General features: G+C 59.9%; 13 protein-coding genes and 1 pseudogene. 11 read left to right on the top strand and 3 right to left on the bottom strand.

Translation table 11 applies throughout. The features are described from left to right. Positions 1-118: 118 nt before the first annotated feature. The 4 genes from AB1286_RS03550 (at position 119) to AB1286_RS03535 (ending at position 3,442) form a co-directional block, all read left to right on the top strand. Positions 119-1,300 carry an acetyl-CoA C-acyltransferase gene (locus tag AB1286_RS03550; RefSeq protein ID WP_430361964.1) on the top strand — a complete coding sequence of 394 codons (1,182 nt, stop codon included), beginning with the start codon at positions 119-121 and terminating at the stop codon, positions 1,298-1,300. Between the two features lie 158 nt (positions 1,301-1,458). Continuing rightward, positions 1,459-2,091, top strand: a complete 633-nt coding sequence (locus AB1286_RS03545; RefSeq protein ID WP_430361963.1) for a LemA family protein — start codon at positions 1,459-1,461, stop codon at positions 2,089-2,091. Beyond that, positions 2,088-2,942 (top strand): TPM domain-containing protein, encoded by an 855-nt coding sequence (locus AB1286_RS03540; RefSeq protein WP_430361962.1) that lies wholly within the window; start codon positions 2,088-2,090, stop codon positions 2,940-2,942. Before AB1286_RS03545 ends, AB1286_RS03540 begins: the two co-directional genes overlap by 4 nt. A gap of 2 nt (positions 2,943-2,944) precedes the next feature. Continuing rightward, positions 2,945-3,442 (top strand): TPM domain-containing protein, encoded by a 498-nt coding sequence (locus AB1286_RS03535; RefSeq protein WP_430361961.1) that lies wholly within the window; start codon positions 2,945-2,947, stop codon positions 3,440-3,442. Here AB1286_RS03535 and AB1286_RS03530 read toward each other — a convergent pair. Together AB1286_RS03530 and AB1286_RS03525 are read right to left on the bottom strand one after the other, a co-directional pair. Then, on the bottom strand, positions 3,417-3,752 hold the full coding sequence (locus tag AB1286_RS03530) for a DnaJ family domain-containing protein (protein ID WP_430361960.1): 336 nt from the start codon (positions 3,750-3,752) through the stop codon (positions 3,417-3,419). The two genes, AB1286_RS03535 and AB1286_RS03530, sit on opposite strands and share 26 nt — an antisense overlap. A gap of 338 nt (positions 3,753-4,090) precedes the next feature. Then, positions 4,091-4,453 (bottom strand): annotated as a pseudogene (locus tag AB1286_RS03525) (acetyl-CoA hydrolase/transferase C-terminal domain-containing protein); the annotation flags it as partial. A gap of 685 nt (positions 4,454-5,138) precedes the next feature. On the opposite strand from AB1286_RS03525, the gene AB1286_RS03520 reads away from it, so the two are divergent. From AB1286_RS03520 to AB1286_RS03505, 4 genes are all read left to right on the top strand, one after another. Next, positions 5,139-6,200 (top strand): hypothetical protein, encoded by a 1,062-nt coding sequence (locus AB1286_RS03520; RefSeq protein WP_430361959.1) that lies wholly within the window; start codon positions 5,139-5,141, stop codon positions 6,198-6,200. After that, complete coding sequence (locus AB1286_RS03515) at positions 6,200-7,039, top strand: ACP S-malonyltransferase (RefSeq protein ID WP_430361958.1); 840 nt, start codon at positions 6,200-6,202, stop codon at positions 7,037-7,039. The genes AB1286_RS03520 and AB1286_RS03515 overlap by 1 nt, the downstream gene beginning before the upstream one ends. An 11-nt stretch (positions 7,040-7,050) precedes the next feature. After that, complete coding sequence (locus AB1286_RS03510) at positions 7,051-10,641, top strand: SDR family NAD(P)-dependent oxidoreductase (RefSeq protein WP_430361957.1); 3,591 nt, start codon at positions 7,051-7,053, stop codon at positions 10,639-10,641. Positions 10,642-10,772: 131 nt separating this feature from the next. Continuing rightward, on the top strand, positions 10,773-12,062 hold the full coding sequence (locus AB1286_RS03505; protein WP_430361956.1) for an MATE family efflux transporter: 1,290 nt from the start codon (positions 10,773-10,775) through the stop codon (positions 12,060-12,062). 52 nt (positions 12,063-12,114) lie between these two features. On the opposite strand, the gene AB1286_RS03500 is transcribed toward AB1286_RS03505, so the two are convergent. Then, complete coding sequence (locus AB1286_RS03500) at positions 12,115-13,617, bottom strand: acetyl-CoA hydrolase/transferase family protein (RefSeq protein WP_430364975.1); 1,503 nt, start codon at positions 13,615-13,617, stop codon at positions 12,115-12,117. A gap of 448 nt (positions 13,618-14,065) precedes the next feature. Between AB1286_RS03500 and AB1286_RS03495 the strand changes: the two genes are divergently transcribed. From AB1286_RS03495 to AB1286_RS03485, 3 genes are all read left to right on the top strand, one after another. Further along, a complete protein-coding gene (locus AB1286_RS03495; RefSeq protein ID WP_430361955.1) occupies positions 14,066-15,349 on the top strand; it encodes an NAD(P)/FAD-dependent oxidoreductase in 1,284 nt (427 codons plus the stop codon). Positions 15,350-15,378: 29 nt separating this feature from the next. Further along, complete coding sequence (locus tag AB1286_RS03490) at positions 15,379-16,323, top strand: ornithine cyclodeaminase family protein (RefSeq protein WP_430361954.1); 945 nt, start codon at positions 15,379-15,381, stop codon at positions 16,321-16,323. Positions 16,324-16,420: 97 nt separating this feature from the next. Then, complete coding sequence (locus AB1286_RS03485) at positions 16,421-17,560, top strand: branched-chain amino acid ABC transporter substrate-binding protein (RefSeq protein WP_430361953.1); 1,140 nt, start codon at positions 16,421-16,423, stop codon at positions 17,558-17,560. Positions 17,561-17,594: the final 34 nt, after the last annotated feature.

Genomic DNA, 17,594 nt, shown 5'->3' with positions numbered 1-17,594 from the left:
GACATGAAGTTTTTCGCCGTGACAGGATTCGCGGCAACCGATAACAGCGCTCGGCGTGTCATTGCGCAATACCTTCCGGCAATTGCCGCCCGGCGGCACTTTAGATGGGAATGAAACTATGCGCGAAGCGGTCATTGTCTCTACTGCGCGTACGCCGATGACTAAGGCGCATCGCGGCGAATTCAATATCACCCCCGGCCCGACGCTCGCGGCGTTCGCGGTGCGCGCGGCTGTCGAACGTGCCCGAATCGATCCGGCGCTGATCGAAGACGCGATTCTCGGCTGTGGCTACCCGGAAGGAATCACCGGGCGCAACGTCGCACGCCAAGCTGTGATTCGCGCGCAATTGCCTTCGTCGATTGCGGGCACGACGGTCAATCGTTTTTGTGCTTCGGGCTTGCAGGCCATTGCAATGGCGGCCGGACATATCGTCATCGACGGTGCACAGGCGATGATTGCCGGCGGGTTGGAAAGTATTTCCGGCATTCGCACGCGCGAGGACGGCGCGAGCGGCCTCGACCCGTGGATCGCGCAGCACAAGCCGGCGCTCTATATGGCGATGATCGATACGGCCGATGTGGTCGCGCATCGCTACGGTATCAGCCGAGAGGCGCAGGATCGCTTCTCGGTGCAGAGTCAACAACGCACCGAGGCTGCCCAACTGGCGGGTCGCTACGAGGACGAGATCGTTCCGGTGACCACGACGATGGCCGTGACCGACAAAGAGACCGGCGTCGTGAGCGAGCGCGAAGTGACAGTGTCGGCCGATACGTGCAACCGTCGAGGCACGACTTACGAGGCGTTGGCGAAACTCGCGCCCGTCAAAGGCGCCGATCGATATGTGACGGCCGGCAACGCTTCGCAGCTTTCCGACGGGGCATCCGCTTGTGTGATGATGGAGTCGAAAGCGGCGCAGCGAGCGAACCTCGACGTGCTCGGCGCATTTCGCGGCTTTGCGATCGCCGGGTGCGAGCCGGACGAAATGGGTATCGGCCCGGTGTTTGCCGTGCCTAAGCTGTTGTCCCGCCACGGGCTCACGATGGATGACATCGGACTGTGGGAGCTCAACGAGGCGTTCGCATCGCAGGCGATTTACTGTCAGCAACGCTTGGGGATTCCGCAAGAGCGTCTCAACGTCGATGGAGGTGCGATATCGATCGGCCATCCGTTCGGTATGACGGGTTCGCGCTTGGCGGGGCATATCCTCATCGAGGGCCGTCGGCGCGGCGTGAAGTACGCGGTCGTCACCATGTGCATCGCCGGCGGGATGGGCGCTGCGGGGCTGTTCGAAATCTATTGACGGCGTCCGGTGCGTAGCGGTATCGCGCGCACCATCGCCGCGCGCCGCTTCGTTGAGATGTATCAAGACGCTGTCGCTCGCCGCGTGCCACATTGATCTACGGATTCGCGGCGGAGTGACCACTCGTCACGCCTGCCGCTCGGCCTCTGGAGAGCGGGATGCGAAGAATATGGCTCGTGGTGACGATGCTCGTGCCGCTGCTGTTGACGGGCTGCGGCTATAACCGGCTACAGGCGCAAGACGAACAGACCAAGGCGAGTTGGTCGGAGGTCGTCAATCAGTACCAACGGCGCGCCGATCTCGTGCCCAATCTCGTCAATACCGTGCAGGGGTACGCGCAGCAAGAACGCGATGTGCTGAGGCAAGTCACGGAGGCGCGTTCTCGTGTCGGCTCGGTGCAGGTGACGCCCGATGTGCTCGACAATCCCGATGCCTTCGCACGATTTCAAGCAGCGCAGGGTCAATTGACGACATCGCTTTCGCGCTTGCTCGTCGTATCGGAAAGCTATCCGCAGTTGAAATCGGATGCCAATTTCCGCGACTTGCAAGCCCAGCTCGAAGGCACCGAAAACCGGATCACGGTTGCGCGCAATCGGTACATTCAGGCCGTTCAGCAGTACAACACGACGGTCCGGTCGTTTCCCTCGAACTTGACCGCGAAGTGGTTCGGGTTCAAGGAAAAGCCGAACTTCTCGGCGGCGAACGAAGCGGAGATCGCGAAGCCGCCGCGCGTCGATTTCAATGCGCCGCCAGCGGGGGCGCGGCCCGCTTCGGCAGGAACGACCAATTGAACGTGCTGCGCAAATGGTTGGCTTTACTCGCTGTCGGGATGACGCTGCTTGGCGTGTCCGTCGCGGGTGCGCAAGTTTCGGTGCCGCCGCTGACTGACCGCGTAACAGACCTGACCGGCACCCTGACGCCTGATCAAAAGGTCGCGCTCGAGAGCACATTGGCGCAATTCGAGCAGCGCAAGGGCACGCAAATCGCCGTGCTGATCGTGCCGACGACCGAACCCGAGACGATCGAACAATATTCGTTGCGTGTGGTCGAGCAATGGAAGCTTGGGCGTCGCGCGGTCGACGACGGTGCGTTGCTCATCGTGGCCAAGAACGATCGCACGCTGCGGATCGAGGTGGGATACGGTTTGGAAGGGGCGTTGAACGACGCGGTGTGCAGCCGGATCATCCGCGAGATCATCGTGCCGCGTTTCCGTGAAGGCGACTTCTACGGCGGTATTGCCGAGGGCGTGAATCGGATGATCGGTGTGGCCGAGGGCGAACCCCTGCCGCCTCCGAAAGATCTCGGCGCGCGCGGGTCGACCGATCTTTGGCGTCTTGCGCCCATCGTTTTCATGCTCGTCGTCGTGTTCGGCGGGGTGCTGCGCGCCTTGTTCGGCCGGCTACCGGGCGCGGCGATCGCCGCGGGCGGGGCGGCGATCGCGGCATGGTTGCTGACGGCCGGGCTGCTCGTGACGATAGCGGTGAGCGTGATCGCGTTTGTACTGACGCTGACCGGCACCGGGATAGGCGGCTACGTCGGCACTCACGGGTTTGGCCGTGGCGGCGACTCGGGGGATCGGCACGACGGCTTCCGTGGTGGCGGCGGAGGCTTCGGCGGCGGCGGTGCATCGGGGAGGTGGTGAAGATGGACGCACGGCGTGCGCTCAGGCACTTGCTGACGACTCACGCGACGCTTGCGCGGGCATTCGATCGAGATGCACTACGCGCAATCGAAGCGGCCGTCGTTTCGTGCAACGCCGAACACGTGGGCGAAGTATGTTTCGCCGTCGAAGGTGCGCTCCATAGCGCCGCGTTACTGCGCAATCAATCGCCGCGCGAGCGGGCGCTCGAGGTATTCGCGCAACTGCGCGTATGGGATACCGAGCACAACAACGGCGTGTTGATCTATGTGTTGTTTGCCGATCGCGCCGTCGAGATCGTGGCGGATCGCGCGGTTCACGCACGCGTCGGCGCGCGCGAGTGGGAGGCGATTTGCGGCGCGATGCAAGAGGCGTTTGCTCGCGGCGCATATCGCGATGGCGCGGTAAACGGCATTCAGGCTGTTGGACAGCACCTCAAGCGACATTACCCGGTAGTCGGACCGGGATCGGGTGCCCTCAAATGCGCCCACTACAGCGCATAGCTTCGAGACGTATCGCCGTCTTGAGCCGAAGATCCGCGAGGCGCGTTTTCTTGACGTCGTAGCGCGGGTCGCCGGGAGAAAGCGCATTCAGTTCTTCCATCAAGGCCGCAATCTCTTTGAGCATCTCAACTTCCGGCGGAATGTGTCCCGCGTCTTTAAGAATCTTGAACGGAAGGCGGAATTCGTCGGGTGTCTCGTGGAATCCCGGGTCTTCTTCCTGAGATTTTCCCCAACTCTTTGCGCATTTGAGTTCACCGCTTTTTTGACTATCTTCGATTGCGCGCGCAATCTGCTCGTCAAGCGTGGGCATAACCGTCGTGCTCCATTCTGGAAATCACATCCGTCGCGAAATAGGCGAGAGCCGGTCGATGAACATCTCCGGATGCGCTGTCTCGCCGCGGTAGCAGCCGCGCGCATCGGTGTTCGGAATCGCGCCTATGCTTTTCGAGGCTATTCTGACAGCAATCGGCGAATGTCGCTTTGAAGGCTGCGAGCGCTTGCGTGCAACTGAAATACCGTGAACGGACTAGTTTGACTAGGCTTAAGCGGACGGGTTGTTTAACGGGAATGTGAAAATCCGCCACGGTGAAATAGAGGAGGGCTCGGTTGTATCGCAAAGCGGCAGACCGAGACGCCTCCCACTTGCATCTATCCGTTAAGAAGCATGGAGCCCGTTTCCTTGTAGCGCGCATACATCTCGAACACCTTCGCGAGATCGTGCGGCGTCTGGCCGCCGTGCTTGAGCGCATCGTTATAGTAGTCGCGCAGCAAGTCGCGATAGCTTGGATGCGTGCAGCGCTCGATGATGAGCTTGGCACGTTCGCGCGGCGCAAGGCCGCGCAAGTCGGCAAGACCTTGCTCCGTTACGATTACGTCCACGTCGTGTTCGTTGTGGTCCACGTGCGGGACCATGGGGACGATGCTCGAGATGCGGCCATCCTTCGCCACGGACTTCGTCGCGAAGATCGCACATGCGGCATTGCGCGCGAAATCGCCTGAGCCGCCGATGCCCCGTCACCGGCTGGATCGATCTGTCTTTCATCCCGCGTTGTTGCTGCGATGCGGGTAGAGATGCGTGATGGGGAAGTGATCAACCGCTTCCGATCATATCAACATTCCACGTATTGTTCGGCTTTATCTTGGAGTAGTGCATTGCCGATTGCGTCGCAAGGAGCGCAGCTACGGCTCGATTCCTGCGCTGTGTATACATTCACGACGAGCTTTTTTGTCAACTGCCATTCGGATTGTGAATGGGAGTGAGGCTGGATACTGTGATTTCGGTTGAGCGTATTCGATGTCAGTGTTCATATTTTGAATCAGCCTTCGATGTGTGGTGGTGAGTTTGTGACAAATATGCATATAGAGCAAATCGTCTAAATTGATAATTTTATTTTACATGTCGGTGCTTGTAATTTAGGCTTTCCATGATCTTGTTGTATTAAGTTGTTATCGATTTTCTCAATGTATTTGGTGGATTTCTAATTTGGTGCATCAATTGCATCAATTGCATCGATCTGGTGCATCTTACGCGTATTGCATAAATAGTGCGATATAGAGGGGGATGGCCCAACTCAGCGCTCCGCTTGTTCGGTCCCAGCGCGAGCCCACCTTTGTAGCAATTGTGCGTGGTTTTATGTGGCCGCGCATAGGGCTATCGTTGGCAAAATGTTTATGATCGGTTCGTGGAAAATTTGAGATGAAAACGGTATCTTATGTCGATAGAATCGTTAGCCAAGATCCAGTAATTCATCTGAATTGCAGGGCTCATCAGATTCTTGCTTTGCTGTATTCAAGAAATGCGGACGTTGATTTATTGTATTGCTCGGCGTTTTTTGATACGGGTCGAATATACGATCATGTCTATCGGAAGGGGCTGTATCGTTGGTCGTATGAGTATGATTACGTCGAGCAGCGGGCATTGAGCATCCTTGGTGTGAGCGTGAGGCGTTACGGCACGCTTCCGTTCGACGACTTTTACGCACTGGCACGGGGGGCGATAGCGCACGACGATGCTTTGTCGTTCTTCGCGCCGCGTTCACAAATTCCATATCAATCCGACTACCTCCGCGCGATGGGCGTGCCGGTGGAAGGCTTTTTGCCGCATTCATTTTTGTTATGTGGAGCGGCACGCTCGTCCGGTGATTTGCTTATCCGAGACGACGCTACACTCAACCACGAATTCGCGAACTTCACGGTTGATGACGAGACCATCACTAAGGGATATGAAACGAGCCCCTCGGAATGGTTCGCAGACGTGACGATGGTTGAGATGAGCACGAGCGAGTCGTGCGTCGACCTCGCGGAGCGCATTTACATCGACACTCTCGATCTCAATCGCGACGATCATGAACTCTATGACGTACTGCGCGACGCAATTCCAACCGAGTTGCAGCGACTCCCACATCTGTTTGCAGCTTCGGGGTTGAACGCCCTATCGATGATCGCCGGATCGCGGCTATTGTTCGGCCGATTCCTGAAACGAACGACACATTCCGCCGAGGCCAAGGCGCTTGCCAGGGGGACAGTCAGGACTGCTTGCGCCATGCTCGATGCCGTGACCAACCTGTATGCCAAGCCTGATCCGATTGCGATGGGGCTGGTGCAGCGAGGCTTGGCGGAACTGCGTAACAAGGATGAGGTGCTGCTACGGCAGCTTAAGGACGAATGCGCGGCGGCACGTAGTGCCCACGCCCGGATCGTTACGGAGCGGCAGACTGGAATGCCGCCCGCTGGATCACTTCAGTATGGAGGACGATAATGCGTGCCTTACTTTTTCCGGGGCAAGGTGTTCAGCGCACCGGCATGGGCGCAGAGCTGTTCGCAGATCACAGCGTACTTTGCGACGATGCATCGAACGCCCTCGGCTACGATCTTGTCTCCGTTTGCCTTGATAGCTCCGGGACGCAGTTGCGACGAACGGAGTACGCGCAGCCCGCCATCGTATTCGTCAATGCGTTGGCACATCTCGAAGCGCGCGGAGCCGGTCGCGACAGTGACTATTACGCGGGACATAGTCTCGGTGAGTTCAACGCACTCGTCGCAGCGGGAGCGATCGATCTTATCTCTTGCCTCAAGCTCGTATCTCTGCGGGGCAAGGCGATGTCGTGTATCGAAGATGGCGGGATGTTGGCTGTATTCGGCCTCACTCGCGAAGCGGTATCCGAAGTTTTGGGCGAATGTGGGTTTGCCGCGGTCTATATAGCAAACCACAATTCCGATGAGCAAATCGTGCTCGCCGGAGAGCGCACGATGCTTAAGCAATGCGCTCGATTGCTACCGACCGCAGGCGCGACGAAAGCCGTCCCGCTGAATGTTAGCGGGCCTTTCCATAGCCCGCTAATGGCCCAGGCGCAAAGGACATTCGGCCGACATCTCGCAGAGATCGAATTCGGCCCACTGACCAAACCAGTCGTCTCTAGTGTTACTGGCACCAGCGTGGAGGTGTCAGAGATAAGGCGCATCCTACGCGATCAGATCAGCGCGCCGGTGGAATGGGTCGCCGCCGTGCGGCGATTGAGGCAATGCGGCGTTACCTCGTTCGACGAAGTCAATGGCAGTACGTTGATGCGTCTCTCTGAACATATCTCTGCCAATTGAAGGGAGTGGTCATGGCTAGCAACATTGCAGTCGTCGGCATGGCGGTGGACCTGCCCGGCGCACACAACATCGACGAATTTTGGGCAATGACGTGCCGTCAGGCGACGACTACAAAAGTATTTCCGGAGCGCCGTAAACGCGACATAGTCAACTATGTGCAGTACGCTCGGAACGCGGCTGTCAAGCCGCTGCTAGATACCTCGCTCAAGTTCCACAACGGCAGCTATCTCGACCGTATCGACCTGTTCGACTACGGCTTTTTCAAGATCACGCCCCGTCAGGGAGCATTGGCGGATCCCGTGCAGCGTTTGTTGCTCAAGACGTCGTATCACGCGCTGGAAGACGCGGGATTCAGTGGCGCTCGCTCCAAGGCACTGCGTGTGGGCGTGTACGTCGGCTATTCTGTGAATCCGGGGCAAACCTACGTCGACTACCTGACGCGCACCGATCCATCGCTGACGCCGCTCTGCCTCACCGGTAATATGGGGACGATGTTGGCCAACCGTATCTCGTTCGAACTGGACCTGCATGGGCCCAGTTTAGTCGTGAACTCAGCGTGTTCCGCTACGTTGGTCGCAATCCACGAGGCGAAAAATGCGTTGCTGCTGGGCGACTGCGATGTCGCGATCGTGGCCGGCGCGCGTATCATCCTGGCACCGCTCAAAAGCTCTGAGCGCGCATTGGGTATAGAGTCTTCCGACGGCAATACGCGTACGTTTGACGAACAAGCGGACGGAACCGGCTTCGGTGAAGGTGCCGGTGCTATTGTATTGACCCGGCTCGACGATGCGTTGGCGCGTGGCGATCAGATCTACGCGGTTATTGCGGGTAGCGCGGTTAACCACGACGGACGATCGGAAATGATTACTGCGCCGGACAGCAAGTCCCAGACGGCTCTGCTGCTCGATGCATGGTCGAATAGCGGCGTTAATCCGCGCGATATTGGATACATTGAGGTGCATGGTACCGCGACGCGGATCGGTGATCCGATCGAGTTCAATGGGCTGAAGCACGCGTTCGCACAGCATACGGCGGACAAGATGTTTTGCGCAGTGGGCACGGCCAAGACGAACGTCGGCCATCTTTTCGAGGCATCCGGCGTCATCGGCTTTATCAAGGCCGCGCTGGTGCTAAACAGAGCCACGATTCCAGCGTTGGCGAATTTCACACAACCGAACCGTCGCATCGATTTTTCCGAAGGTCCGATCCGCATTCCGACTGTCAACGAAACCTGGCAGTCAGGCCCGGGGCCGCGCTACGCCGGTGTCAGCGCGTTCGGGATCGGTGGTACCAATTGTCATATTGTGCTTGGAACGGCGCCCGAGCCGTCAGATCCGATTTCGGTTCCGGCTTCGCAGCTGTTTGTATTGAGCGCGAATTCGGAACGTTCGCTTCGTATGCTTGTGCAAGCTTATGCTCGCCATTTGACTCAGGTCGAAACTCCGTCACTCGCGGACATCTGCTATACCTCTCTCGTTTCGCGTTCGCACCATGCGCTGAGATTGGCGCTCAGGGTGGCTTCTATCAGCGAACTAGGTGAGGCGCTCGCCGCGCTCGGCGACGGTCGGACGCCTGCCACCGAATTTGTATCGTCGATTCCCGGTTGGGGAGTTACGAGCAGCGACCCCGTCCTCCTTGCTTATGTGGGCGGCGTATCGCTGCCCGAGTTGCCGCACGGGCGCATTGTTGCTTTGCCGCCTTATCCATATGACGAGGAGAGGTGCTGGCAGGAATTTCCAGTCAATTGGGGGGACCTCGTTGGAGGGCGTCTGAACCTTCCTGGTAATCAAGTTCATCCGTCGACTCATGACATCGTATTCCGCTCCGAGCCGTTGGGAAGCGAGAATTCGAAGACGCGCGGCGTTTTGGTGCTCATCGATCCCGATACCCGAGCCGAGCAGCGCCTTGCAGTCGCACAGCGGCCAAACGTTACCGTTTTGAAGCTGGGCGATCACGGTAGCCCGGACAGGGGAGGCTTCGATGTCACTGCGGAGGGAATGCAAAGAGTGGCTGCGCATGTTGTGGAGCATGACTATAGCCATATCGTGCACGCGCTGGCCTTGGAAATCGAGCCGAGCACTTCGGTGCAAGAAGTCGATCGCCGTATCCGGAAGAACTTGGAGAGCCTGTTTTTGCTTAGCCAGGCACTGATGAGAGCAGGCGTGCGCGCGAAACTGTCGGTATTAACGCAAAACGCGTGCGCGCTGCACGACGGCGCGATGGTCATAGCGCCCGAGAACTCGAGTTTGGCGGGGTTGGCTAAAGTGATTGGGCGGGAGTTTCCGTACCTGAAAACGCGGGTGGAGGACGTGGATGCTACAGCTTCCCCGGATCTGGTTTGGCGCGAATTGATGCGCGACGAGCCAGGGCTTCATCTGCTACGCGACGGCGTGTCGTACCGTGAGGAATTCGAGGAACTACTTGAAATTGAGTGCGATAGGCCAGGCGCTTATCTGAAGGCTGGCGGCACTTATCTAATCACGGGCGGCACCGGTGGGATTGGGCTGGCCATCATTGAAGATTTCGTTCGTCAACAACCGGATATCAATCTCGTGTTGCTCAGCCGATCGGGGGTGCCACCGCGGAAGGAATGGGACAGCATCGACGAAGACGTACACGGCTGGCGCGCTGCGCGTACCGTGAGCGTCTTGCGGGATGCTGAACGCTCGGGCGCTAGAGTTTACGGATTCGCGGTCGATGTTGGTGATCCCGAAGCGCTCGCCGCCGTTCTGGCGCAAATCGCTGGGTCGGTCGGCACGATCGACGGCGTCGTGCACGCAGCCGGCATTCCCGGTCGCAACATGATCTCGTTGCGATCGCTTGCGGACTTTCGCGCTGTGGTCGCGCCGAAAATTCTAGGCGCGAACATCATTGAATCCGCATGTGGGACGAAAGCGCCTGACTTCGTAGTGTACTTTTCGTCGGTCGCGGTGGTTTTTCCTGCATCCGGGCAGGGTGACTATGCAGCAGCGAACTATTACTTCGACACCTTAGCTCGTGCGGCGCGCGCGGACGACACACACGTGGTCTCCATCGATTGGGTCGCTTGGCGCGACACCGGTATGGCTGTCGATGGGGGAACTTGGATGGATACGACGTTCAAGGCCTTGCCGACAGAGGCGGCGATCAAAATCTTGGATCGGGCGCTGCGCTCTAAACGGCGTAGGGTATTCGCCGGCGAAGTGAATTACGACGGAAACCTGGTTCACATCTTCAAGTCGTTCGACGTGCGTTTGAGCGATGGTGTCGCAAAAAAGATGTCGGACGCCGAAGAAAGTCTTCAGGAGCGGCTGCGTGCCGCCGCGCAGGCCAAGCGCCAGGAGATCGAAGCCGTCGAGCTCAAGCTCGAGGGCGGAATCGACGGACGGTATCGCGATGCTGAAGTCGTCGTAGCGCGTTGCTTCGCGCATGCATTAGGCTACGACGCGATCGATGTCACCGGCGATTTTTTCTCGATCGGCGGTGACTCGTTAATGGCGACCTCAGTTGCATCTAGTATCGCCATGTGTCTAGGAGTGGAGTTCGACGTCGCAGACTTGCTCATGCAGCGGACCGTAGTCGCGATTGTCGATTCGCTCGAAGCATTCGGAGAACTCCGCTAACCGATGTACCGCGACCGTCGGGATATACCGCTCGTCCCCGACGCAAGGCGGAAAGAGAGGATCGTGTGAAGTGTGTTTTCCGATGGGCCCGAGACCCGGTAATGCGTGCGCTGCTTGCCCTGAGCTTGCCGATGACGCTAGTCAACCTTGTCCAGCAGTCGTATCTCATTGCGGATAGCGTGATCGTCGGGCGCTATGTCGGTGTATCGGGTTTGGCTGCGGTCGGTGGCGCGCAACCGGTCTACTATCTGGTGAGTTCAGTGTTTCTGGGTTTGCTGAATGGTTTTACGATTAGGATCGCCACACTGACGGGGCGCGAAGAGGACGGGACGCGGCAGGCCGTGATACTCGCGCTGGCTGCGTTCGTGCTCATTTGGTCCGTGCTGTGCATCGCACTGATCGCGCTGGGTGCGGACGCCATGCTGACCGCGATCGGTATCCCCGAAGCCACGGCTGCGGGAAGTATCGTCTATCTGCATACCCTCGGGATCGGGTTGCTGCCCATCTTTTGTCAGGGAGCATTGACCGCGGTCTTTCGCGGGATGGGGCGCCCGCGCCTGATCATGCCCGTGCTCGCCGGCAGCAGCGTGCTTAACATCGCGCTGGCATGGCTGCTCGTGGGCGCGTGTGGGTTAGGGGTGCGCGGAGCGGCGCTCGGTACGGTGGGTGCTAGCGCGTTGTCGAGCTTTGCCGGCGCGGCGCTTGCCATGCACCACTACGCGATCCACCGATATCGCGCTTCTTGGGCCTCGTGCGTGACGCAGATGAAGGGATCGCTGCGGCTCGGATATCCGATGGGTATCCAGTTTGTCTTCCTTGCACTGGGCAACTTCGTGCTAACGTCCCTGGTCGCGCCGTTCGGCGCCGTTGCGTTGGCCGCTATATCTATCGCGGCGCGGCTCGAAACCGTGACGAGCCGGGTCTTCCTTGACTTGTCAGGTGCGGTCACGGTACTCGTCGCCCAGCGACGCGGCGCGGGCGAAGTCACCGAAATCCGGCGTGCCGTCCGGCTGAGCTTATTGTGCAGTATCTGGGCGACGTTCGCGGTCATGTCGATCGTCATTGCGCTGCATGCAGATATCGGCGCATTGTTCACCCGGTCCACAGCGGTCGCGGCGATCTTGGATCGCTACATCGTCATCACGTATCCGTTCTTTCCGTTGTTCACATTGATGGCCGTTGCGCACGGTTTCCTTAACGGCCTTGGGCGTACTACCGTGCCGCTGCTCTGCACGATCGTGTCCTATGTGGTGGCAAGGGTGCCCTCAGCCGCGCTCTTGAGCCGGCATTGGGGAATCGACGGCGTAATCTGGGCGGTCGATATCGGCTGGTTCGTCGGCGCGACCTTCACGGCGTGGGTGGTCGCGCTGCAATTGCGCGAGCGTCGTCTTTACGAGTGGACGAAGGGGGCGGCGGCGTAGGAAAGCTCGGGTGCATCGCAAAGGGGCAGACCGAGACGCCTCCCACTTGCATCTATCCGTTAAGAAGCATGGAGCCCGTTTCCTTGTAGCGCGCATACATCTCGAACACCTTCGCGAGATCGTGCGGCGTCTGGCCGCCGTGCTTGAGCGCATCGTTATAGTAGTCGCGCAGCAAGTCGCGATAGCTTGGATGCGTGCAGCGCTCGATGATGAGCTTGGCACGTTCGCGCGGCGCAAGGCCACGCAAGTCGGCGAGACCTTGCTCCGTTACGATCACGTCCACATCGTGTTCGTTGTGGTCCACGTGAGGGACCATGGGCACGATGCTCGAGATGCGGCCATCCTTGGCCACGGACTTCGTCGCGAAGATCGCACATGCGGCATTGCGCGCGAAATCGCCCGAGCCGCCGATGCCGTTCATCATATGCGTGCCGCCCACGTGCGTCGAATTCACATTGCCGTAGATGTCGCATTCGAGGGCGGTATTGAGTGCGATCAACCCAAGACGACGGATCACTTCTGGGTGATTGCTGACCTCTTGCGGGCGCAGGACGAGCTTGTCGCGATAGCGGTCGAGTTCGGCGAGGACCTGGGCTTGGCGCGGCGCGGAGAGCGTGATCGAGGAGCCGGAGGCAAACACCATCTTGCCGGCGTCGATCAGATCGAACGTGGAGTCTTGCAGTACTTCCGAGTACATCGTGAGCGCTTCGAACGGCGAGTGCGCAAAGCCCGACAGCACCGCATTGGCGATCGTGCCGATCCCGGCTTGCAACGGCGGCAGTTGCGCCGGCATGCGACCATGCGTCACTTCATGCATCAAAAATTCGATGAGATGGCCGGCGATGCGCGCGGTCTCTTCGTCGGCGGGCAGCACGGTCGAGGAGCTGTCCGGCTCGTTCGTGATGACGATGGCCGCGATTTTCTCGGGCGGAATCTCGATCGCCGGGGTGCCGATCCGATCCTGAACATGCACGATGGGCAGCGGCTCGCGCAGCGGACGGCGGCCCGGGATCCAGATGTCGTGCATGCCTTCGAGCGCAAGCGGCTGCGAGAGGTTGACTTCGACGATGACCTTCTCCGCGAGAATGGCGAAGCTCGCGGAGTTGCCGACCGAGGTCGTGGGTACGATGGCGCCCGTCTCCGTGATGGCGGCGGCCTCGATGATCGCTATGTCGAGCTTGCCGAGCAGATTGGCGCGCAACATTTCGACCGTTTCGGATAGATGCTGGTCGACGAACATCACCTCGCCGGCGTTAATCGCGCGGCGTAGCGTGGGGTCGGCTTGAAACGGCAGTCGACGCTCGAGTACGCCGGCTTCGGTCAGCATGCGGTCGATGTCATGGCCGAGCGATGCGCCGGTCATCAACGTGATGCGCAGCGGCTCTTTCTCCTCGCGCGCGCGGCGCGCAAGTTCGAGCGGTACGGCCTTCGTGTCGCCGGCGCGCGTAAAGCCGCTCGCGCCGACACGCATGCCGTTGCGCACTAGTCGCGCCGCCTCGGCGGCCGTCGTGATTTTCGGGCGTAATGCGGCGCAACGAATTCGGTCTTCGTACATCCATGTCTCCAGAAACGCTTTGATTCCTCTCATGACCTCGTCGGCTGCCGTGTCCACTCACAGGGGGCGGCAAATTCGCGCGGGCAGGGTGGTCAAGGTCGCGGTACCGATAGCGAAGTACTGAAATCACTATATGGCCGAAATCGCGGCCGATTAAGACGCGAAGTAGAAAGGATCTTTCCGAGGGGTTAGGGGATCGCGGCGGGGCGGTTCTTCAACGTCGTCGACCGTCGCGCCGAGCGTGGCGCGACGGGGAGGCACTGACCGGGCAGTTCAGGTCGTGGGGAGCCAGGGATTGGTCGACGCTCGTCGCGGGCCGGACAGCGACGCGCATAACCAGGAACGATGATAAAAAGTTTCGTATAGGAAAAATACTAGTATGTAAGGAAAGTTTTTTGGGATACATTGCTCGCTCAGTTCCCCAGTTCGATGATGACGGGCCGATGCAATGCAAGAGCAGAAGACAGTAGTGGTGATCGGAGGCGGGATCGTCGGCCTCAGTTGCGCCTTTTTCGCGCGCCGCGCCGGATATCGGGTGCGCGTGATCGATCCGGACGTTCAGGACCGGCGCGCCAGCTTCGGCAACGCCGGCATTTTGGCCGTCTGCGAAACGCTTCCGCTCGCGACCCCCGCGCTTGTGCGCGAGTTGCCCTCGTTGCTGCTGTCGCCGGACAGCCCGCTGCGCCTTCGCTGGCGCTACCTCCCCGCGCTGCTGCCTTGGTTGGTCCGCTTTGTACGAGCCAGTGCCCCGAGCGCGTCGCTGCGGTCCACGCTCGCGTTGAACTCGATTCTGACGACGGCCCTCGACGCGCATCTCGAGTTAGCGACCGCTTGCTCGGCAACGCAGCTACTCGTTCCTACCGGGTGGATCAAGGCCTATCAGTCGGAGCAATCCTATTTGAGCCAGTCGGCCGAACGTTCCACGCTTGCTGACTGGGGCGTAGCCATGCGGCCTCTCGGCCGTGCCGAACTCGACGCGCTGGCTCCCGGTTTCCACGGCGTGTTCGCGAAGGCGACCTTGTTCTCCGACTGTCAGCAGGTGAAGAACCCCGGGCAATACGTAAGGCGAATCGCTCAAGGCTGCGCGGAGCAAGGCGTTGAGTTCATCCAGGACACCGTTCGGAACTTCCGGTTTTCGGGCAATCGAGTGACGGGCGCGCAGATGACGGATCGAGCGATCGACGGCGATGTCTTCGTTATCGCCTGTGGAGCGTGGTCTAAGCGACTCGCCGCTGAAATTGGCGAGAAGGTCCCGCTCGACACCGAACGCGGGTATCACGTCATGCTCGATGCGAGCGATCGCACGCTGCTACAGTCGCCGCTCTTTTGGCACGAAAAATCGGTGGTGTTTTCCCAGCTCGACAGCGGTTTGCGGATGACGAGCAGTGTCGAATTCGCCGGACTGAACGCGCCGCCTCGATACCGGAGTATCGATCGCACATTGGCCGCCGCGAAGCGTCTTGTGCCGACGCTGGCGGGACTGCCGGTCGAGTCGCGATGGCTCGGCTTTCGCCCGTCGATGCCGGATTCCATCCCTGTGATCGGGCGCTCGACACGTCAATCGAACTGCTTTCTTGCGTTCGGCCACGGCCATCTTGGCCTGACACTCGGCCCGCAGACCGGACGTCTCATCGCCAAGGCGATTCAAGGCGCGCAGACCGAGATCGATCTTGCGCCGTTTTCACCCTCGAGGTTTTCCATGCGGCGTTCGAACGACGCCGCGGCGGCTTGAGGTCCCACTTTCGCCGGAGCTTTCCCGACGTGCTTATCCTCGACTCTTCCCAGACCACAACCGTGCTGCCGTTCGACCGCTTGGTCGATGCGATCGACGCAATGTTCGTGAACGGCTGCACGGTGCCCCTTCGTCACAGTCATTCGATCGAAGGCGCCGCAGCCGATCTGCCTGGAACGCTATTGCTCATGCCGGCGTGGCAAAAGGGTGGACGCCTCGGTATCAAGACCGTTTCTGTCTTTCCGTCCAACACAGGCCGCTCGCTTCCGGGGCTTCATTCGACTTTTATCCTCCTTGACGCGAAGACAGGCGTGCCGCTCTCGATGCTCGACGGCGATGCGATTACGTCCAGGCGTACCGCGGCTGCCTCCGCGCTCGCAGCGCGTTTTTTGAGTCGGCCCGAATCGACTGACCTCCTCGTAGTCGGGGCCGGTCGTGTCGGCTCTTTGATTCCGGACGCCTATGCAGCGGTGCGCCCCATCAAGACGGTTGCCGTATGGGACATCGATACGGGCCGCGCCGACGCGCTGGTCACTAATCTAAACACGCGCGGTTTTTCCGCGGAACGCGTGCGCGATTTGGAGCGCGCGGTTGCAAACGCCGACATCGTCTCGTGTGCGACGTTGTCGACGCAACCGCTTATCCACGGCGCATGGTTGCGGCCCGGCACCCACCTTGATCTGATCGGCGGATTCACGCCGGCGATGCGCGAATCCGACGACGTTTGCTTTGCAGGTACCTCGGTATTCGTGGATACGGACGAAGCCCTAATGAAGGCCGGCGATTTGTTGTCGCCCATGCAATCGGGCGTGTTCGATCGAGCGTCGGTTCGCGCGACGCTCACGCAGCTTTGCCGCGGCGAACACCGAGGGCGGCAGGCACATGACGAAATCACGGTTTTCAAAGCCGTGGGAACAGCACTCGAAGATCTCGCGGCCGCATCGCTAGCGTACGACGCATATGTAGGCCCTTGAGTCGCCGCCCCTTTTTATCCACCGACCCGAGCCGGCGAACGCCGGCGCATAAACGGGCTGAAATTTCGAAATCGCCCGACTCATCATGGAGATGCACATGTGTGTTCTGAACAAGATCCGGTTCACTGCGATCGCGGCTGCTGCGGGCCTCGTCTTGAGCGGTGCGGCAAACGCCGACGACGTCACGCGCATTGGCGTGGCAGTCCCGCTGACCGGCAATAACGCGGCATACGGCAAGGACATCGAGAATGCGGTCAAGCTCGCGGTTTCGGAGGCGAACGCATCGAATATCACTGTTGCTGGCAAGCCGCTAAAGCTTGTCGTCGAAGCGGGCGACGATCAGGCCGATCCACGAACCGGCGTGCAGGTTGCGCAGCAATTAGTGGACAAGGGCGTGTCGGTCGTCATTGGACACTTCAACTCTGGAACGACGATTCCGGCGTCGAAGGTCTACTCGAGCGCCCACGTCCCAATGATCACGCCCGCTGCCACGAATCCGACGATCACGCAGCAAGGTAGCTCGTACGTCTTCAGCATCATCGCAACCGACGCCCAGAACGCCGGTGCGGCAGGCCGCTACGCCGTCGACGTCACGAAGGCGAAGCGCATTGCCGTAATCGACGATCGCACCGCTTTCGGACAGGGCGAGGCCGACGAATTCGTCAAGGCGGTGACGGCCGCGCGCGGCGATATCGTCGATCGACAATATACGAATGACAAGGCCGTCGACTTCAGCGCGCAACTGACTCACATCAAAGGTCTAAACCCCGATCTCGTGTTTTTTGCCGGACTGAATCCGCAGGCCGGGATGGTGAAGAAGAAGATGAAGCAGCTCGGTATCCGTGCGCAATTCGTAGGTGGGGGAGGTGTTGTCGAGCCGACGTTCCTCGATATTGCCGGCGCGGACGCAGACGGTGCGATGGCATGGGAGTACGGTTCGCCGATCGCTTCGCTTCCTCGCGGCAAGGAATTCGAGGCGAAGTATCAGCAGAAGTTCGGTTCGGCGATGCTGTCGTATGCACCTTTTGCGTATGACGCAACGTGGACCGCCATCAAAGCGATGGAGGCTGCGAACTCGACAGTGCCCGCGGATTTCCTGCCGAAGCTGCACGCGCTGGATTACGCGGGCATCACCGGCGATGTGCAGTTCACCGCATCGGGCGCGCTGACGCATCCGTCGACGACGTTGTATCAGGTCGTTAATGGCAAGTGGACCCCGGTCAAGACGGTCAGATAAGCCGAACGATAGCGGCCTCGGCGCGCGCCCGTCA

This window comes from Trinickia sp. NRRL B-1857, from assembly GCF_050470685.1.
Classification (GTDB): Bacteria; Pseudomonadota; Gammaproteobacteria; order Burkholderiales; family Burkholderiaceae; genus Trinickia.
Note: the sequence above shows the minus strand (reverse complement) of the source record. Positions and strands in the feature narration are given on the sequence as shown.

What these genes read in the sequence shown, in the direction of transcription:
- AB1286_RS03550 (WP_430361964.1), top strand. Translation starts at nt 119, where the DNA reads ATGCGCGAAGCGGTCATTGTCTCTACTGCGCGTACGCCGATGACTAAG.
- AB1286_RS03545 (WP_430361963.1), top strand. Translation starts at nt 1,459, where the DNA reads ATGCGAAGAATATGGCTCGTGGTGACGATGCTCGTGCCGCTGCTGTTG.
- AB1286_RS03535 (WP_430361961.1), top strand. Translation starts at nt 2,945, where the DNA reads ATGGACGCACGGCGTGCGCTCAGGCACTTGCTGACGACTCACGCGACG.
- AB1286_RS03530 (WP_430361960.1), bottom strand. Translation starts at nt 3,752, where the DNA reads ATGCCCACGCTTGACGAGCAGATTGCGCGCGCAATCGAAGATAGTCAA.
- AB1286_RS03520 (WP_430361959.1), top strand. Translation starts at nt 5,139, where the DNA reads ATGAAAACGGTATCTTATGTCGATAGAATCGTTAGCCAAGATCCAGTA.
- AB1286_RS03515 (WP_430361958.1), top strand. Translation starts at nt 6,200, where the DNA reads ATGCGTGCCTTACTTTTTCCGGGGCAAGGTGTTCAGCGCACCGGCATG.
- AB1286_RS03510 (WP_430361957.1), top strand. Translation starts at nt 7,051, where the DNA reads ATGGCTAGCAACATTGCAGTCGTCGGCATGGCGGTGGACCTGCCCGGC.
- AB1286_RS03505 (WP_430361956.1), top strand. Translation starts at nt 10,773, where the DNA reads ATGACGCTAGTCAACCTTGTCCAGCAGTCGTATCTCATTGCGGATAGC.
- AB1286_RS03500 (WP_430364975.1), bottom strand. Translation starts at nt 13,617, where the DNA reads ATGTACGAAGACCGAATTCGTTGCGCCGCATTACGCCCGAAAATCACG.
- AB1286_RS03495 (WP_430361955.1), top strand. Translation starts at nt 14,066, where the DNA reads ATGCAAGAGCAGAAGACAGTAGTGGTGATCGGAGGCGGGATCGTCGGC.
- AB1286_RS03485 (WP_430361953.1), top strand. Translation starts at nt 16,421, where the DNA reads ATGTGTGTTCTGAACAAGATCCGGTTCACTGCGATCGCGGCTGCTGCG.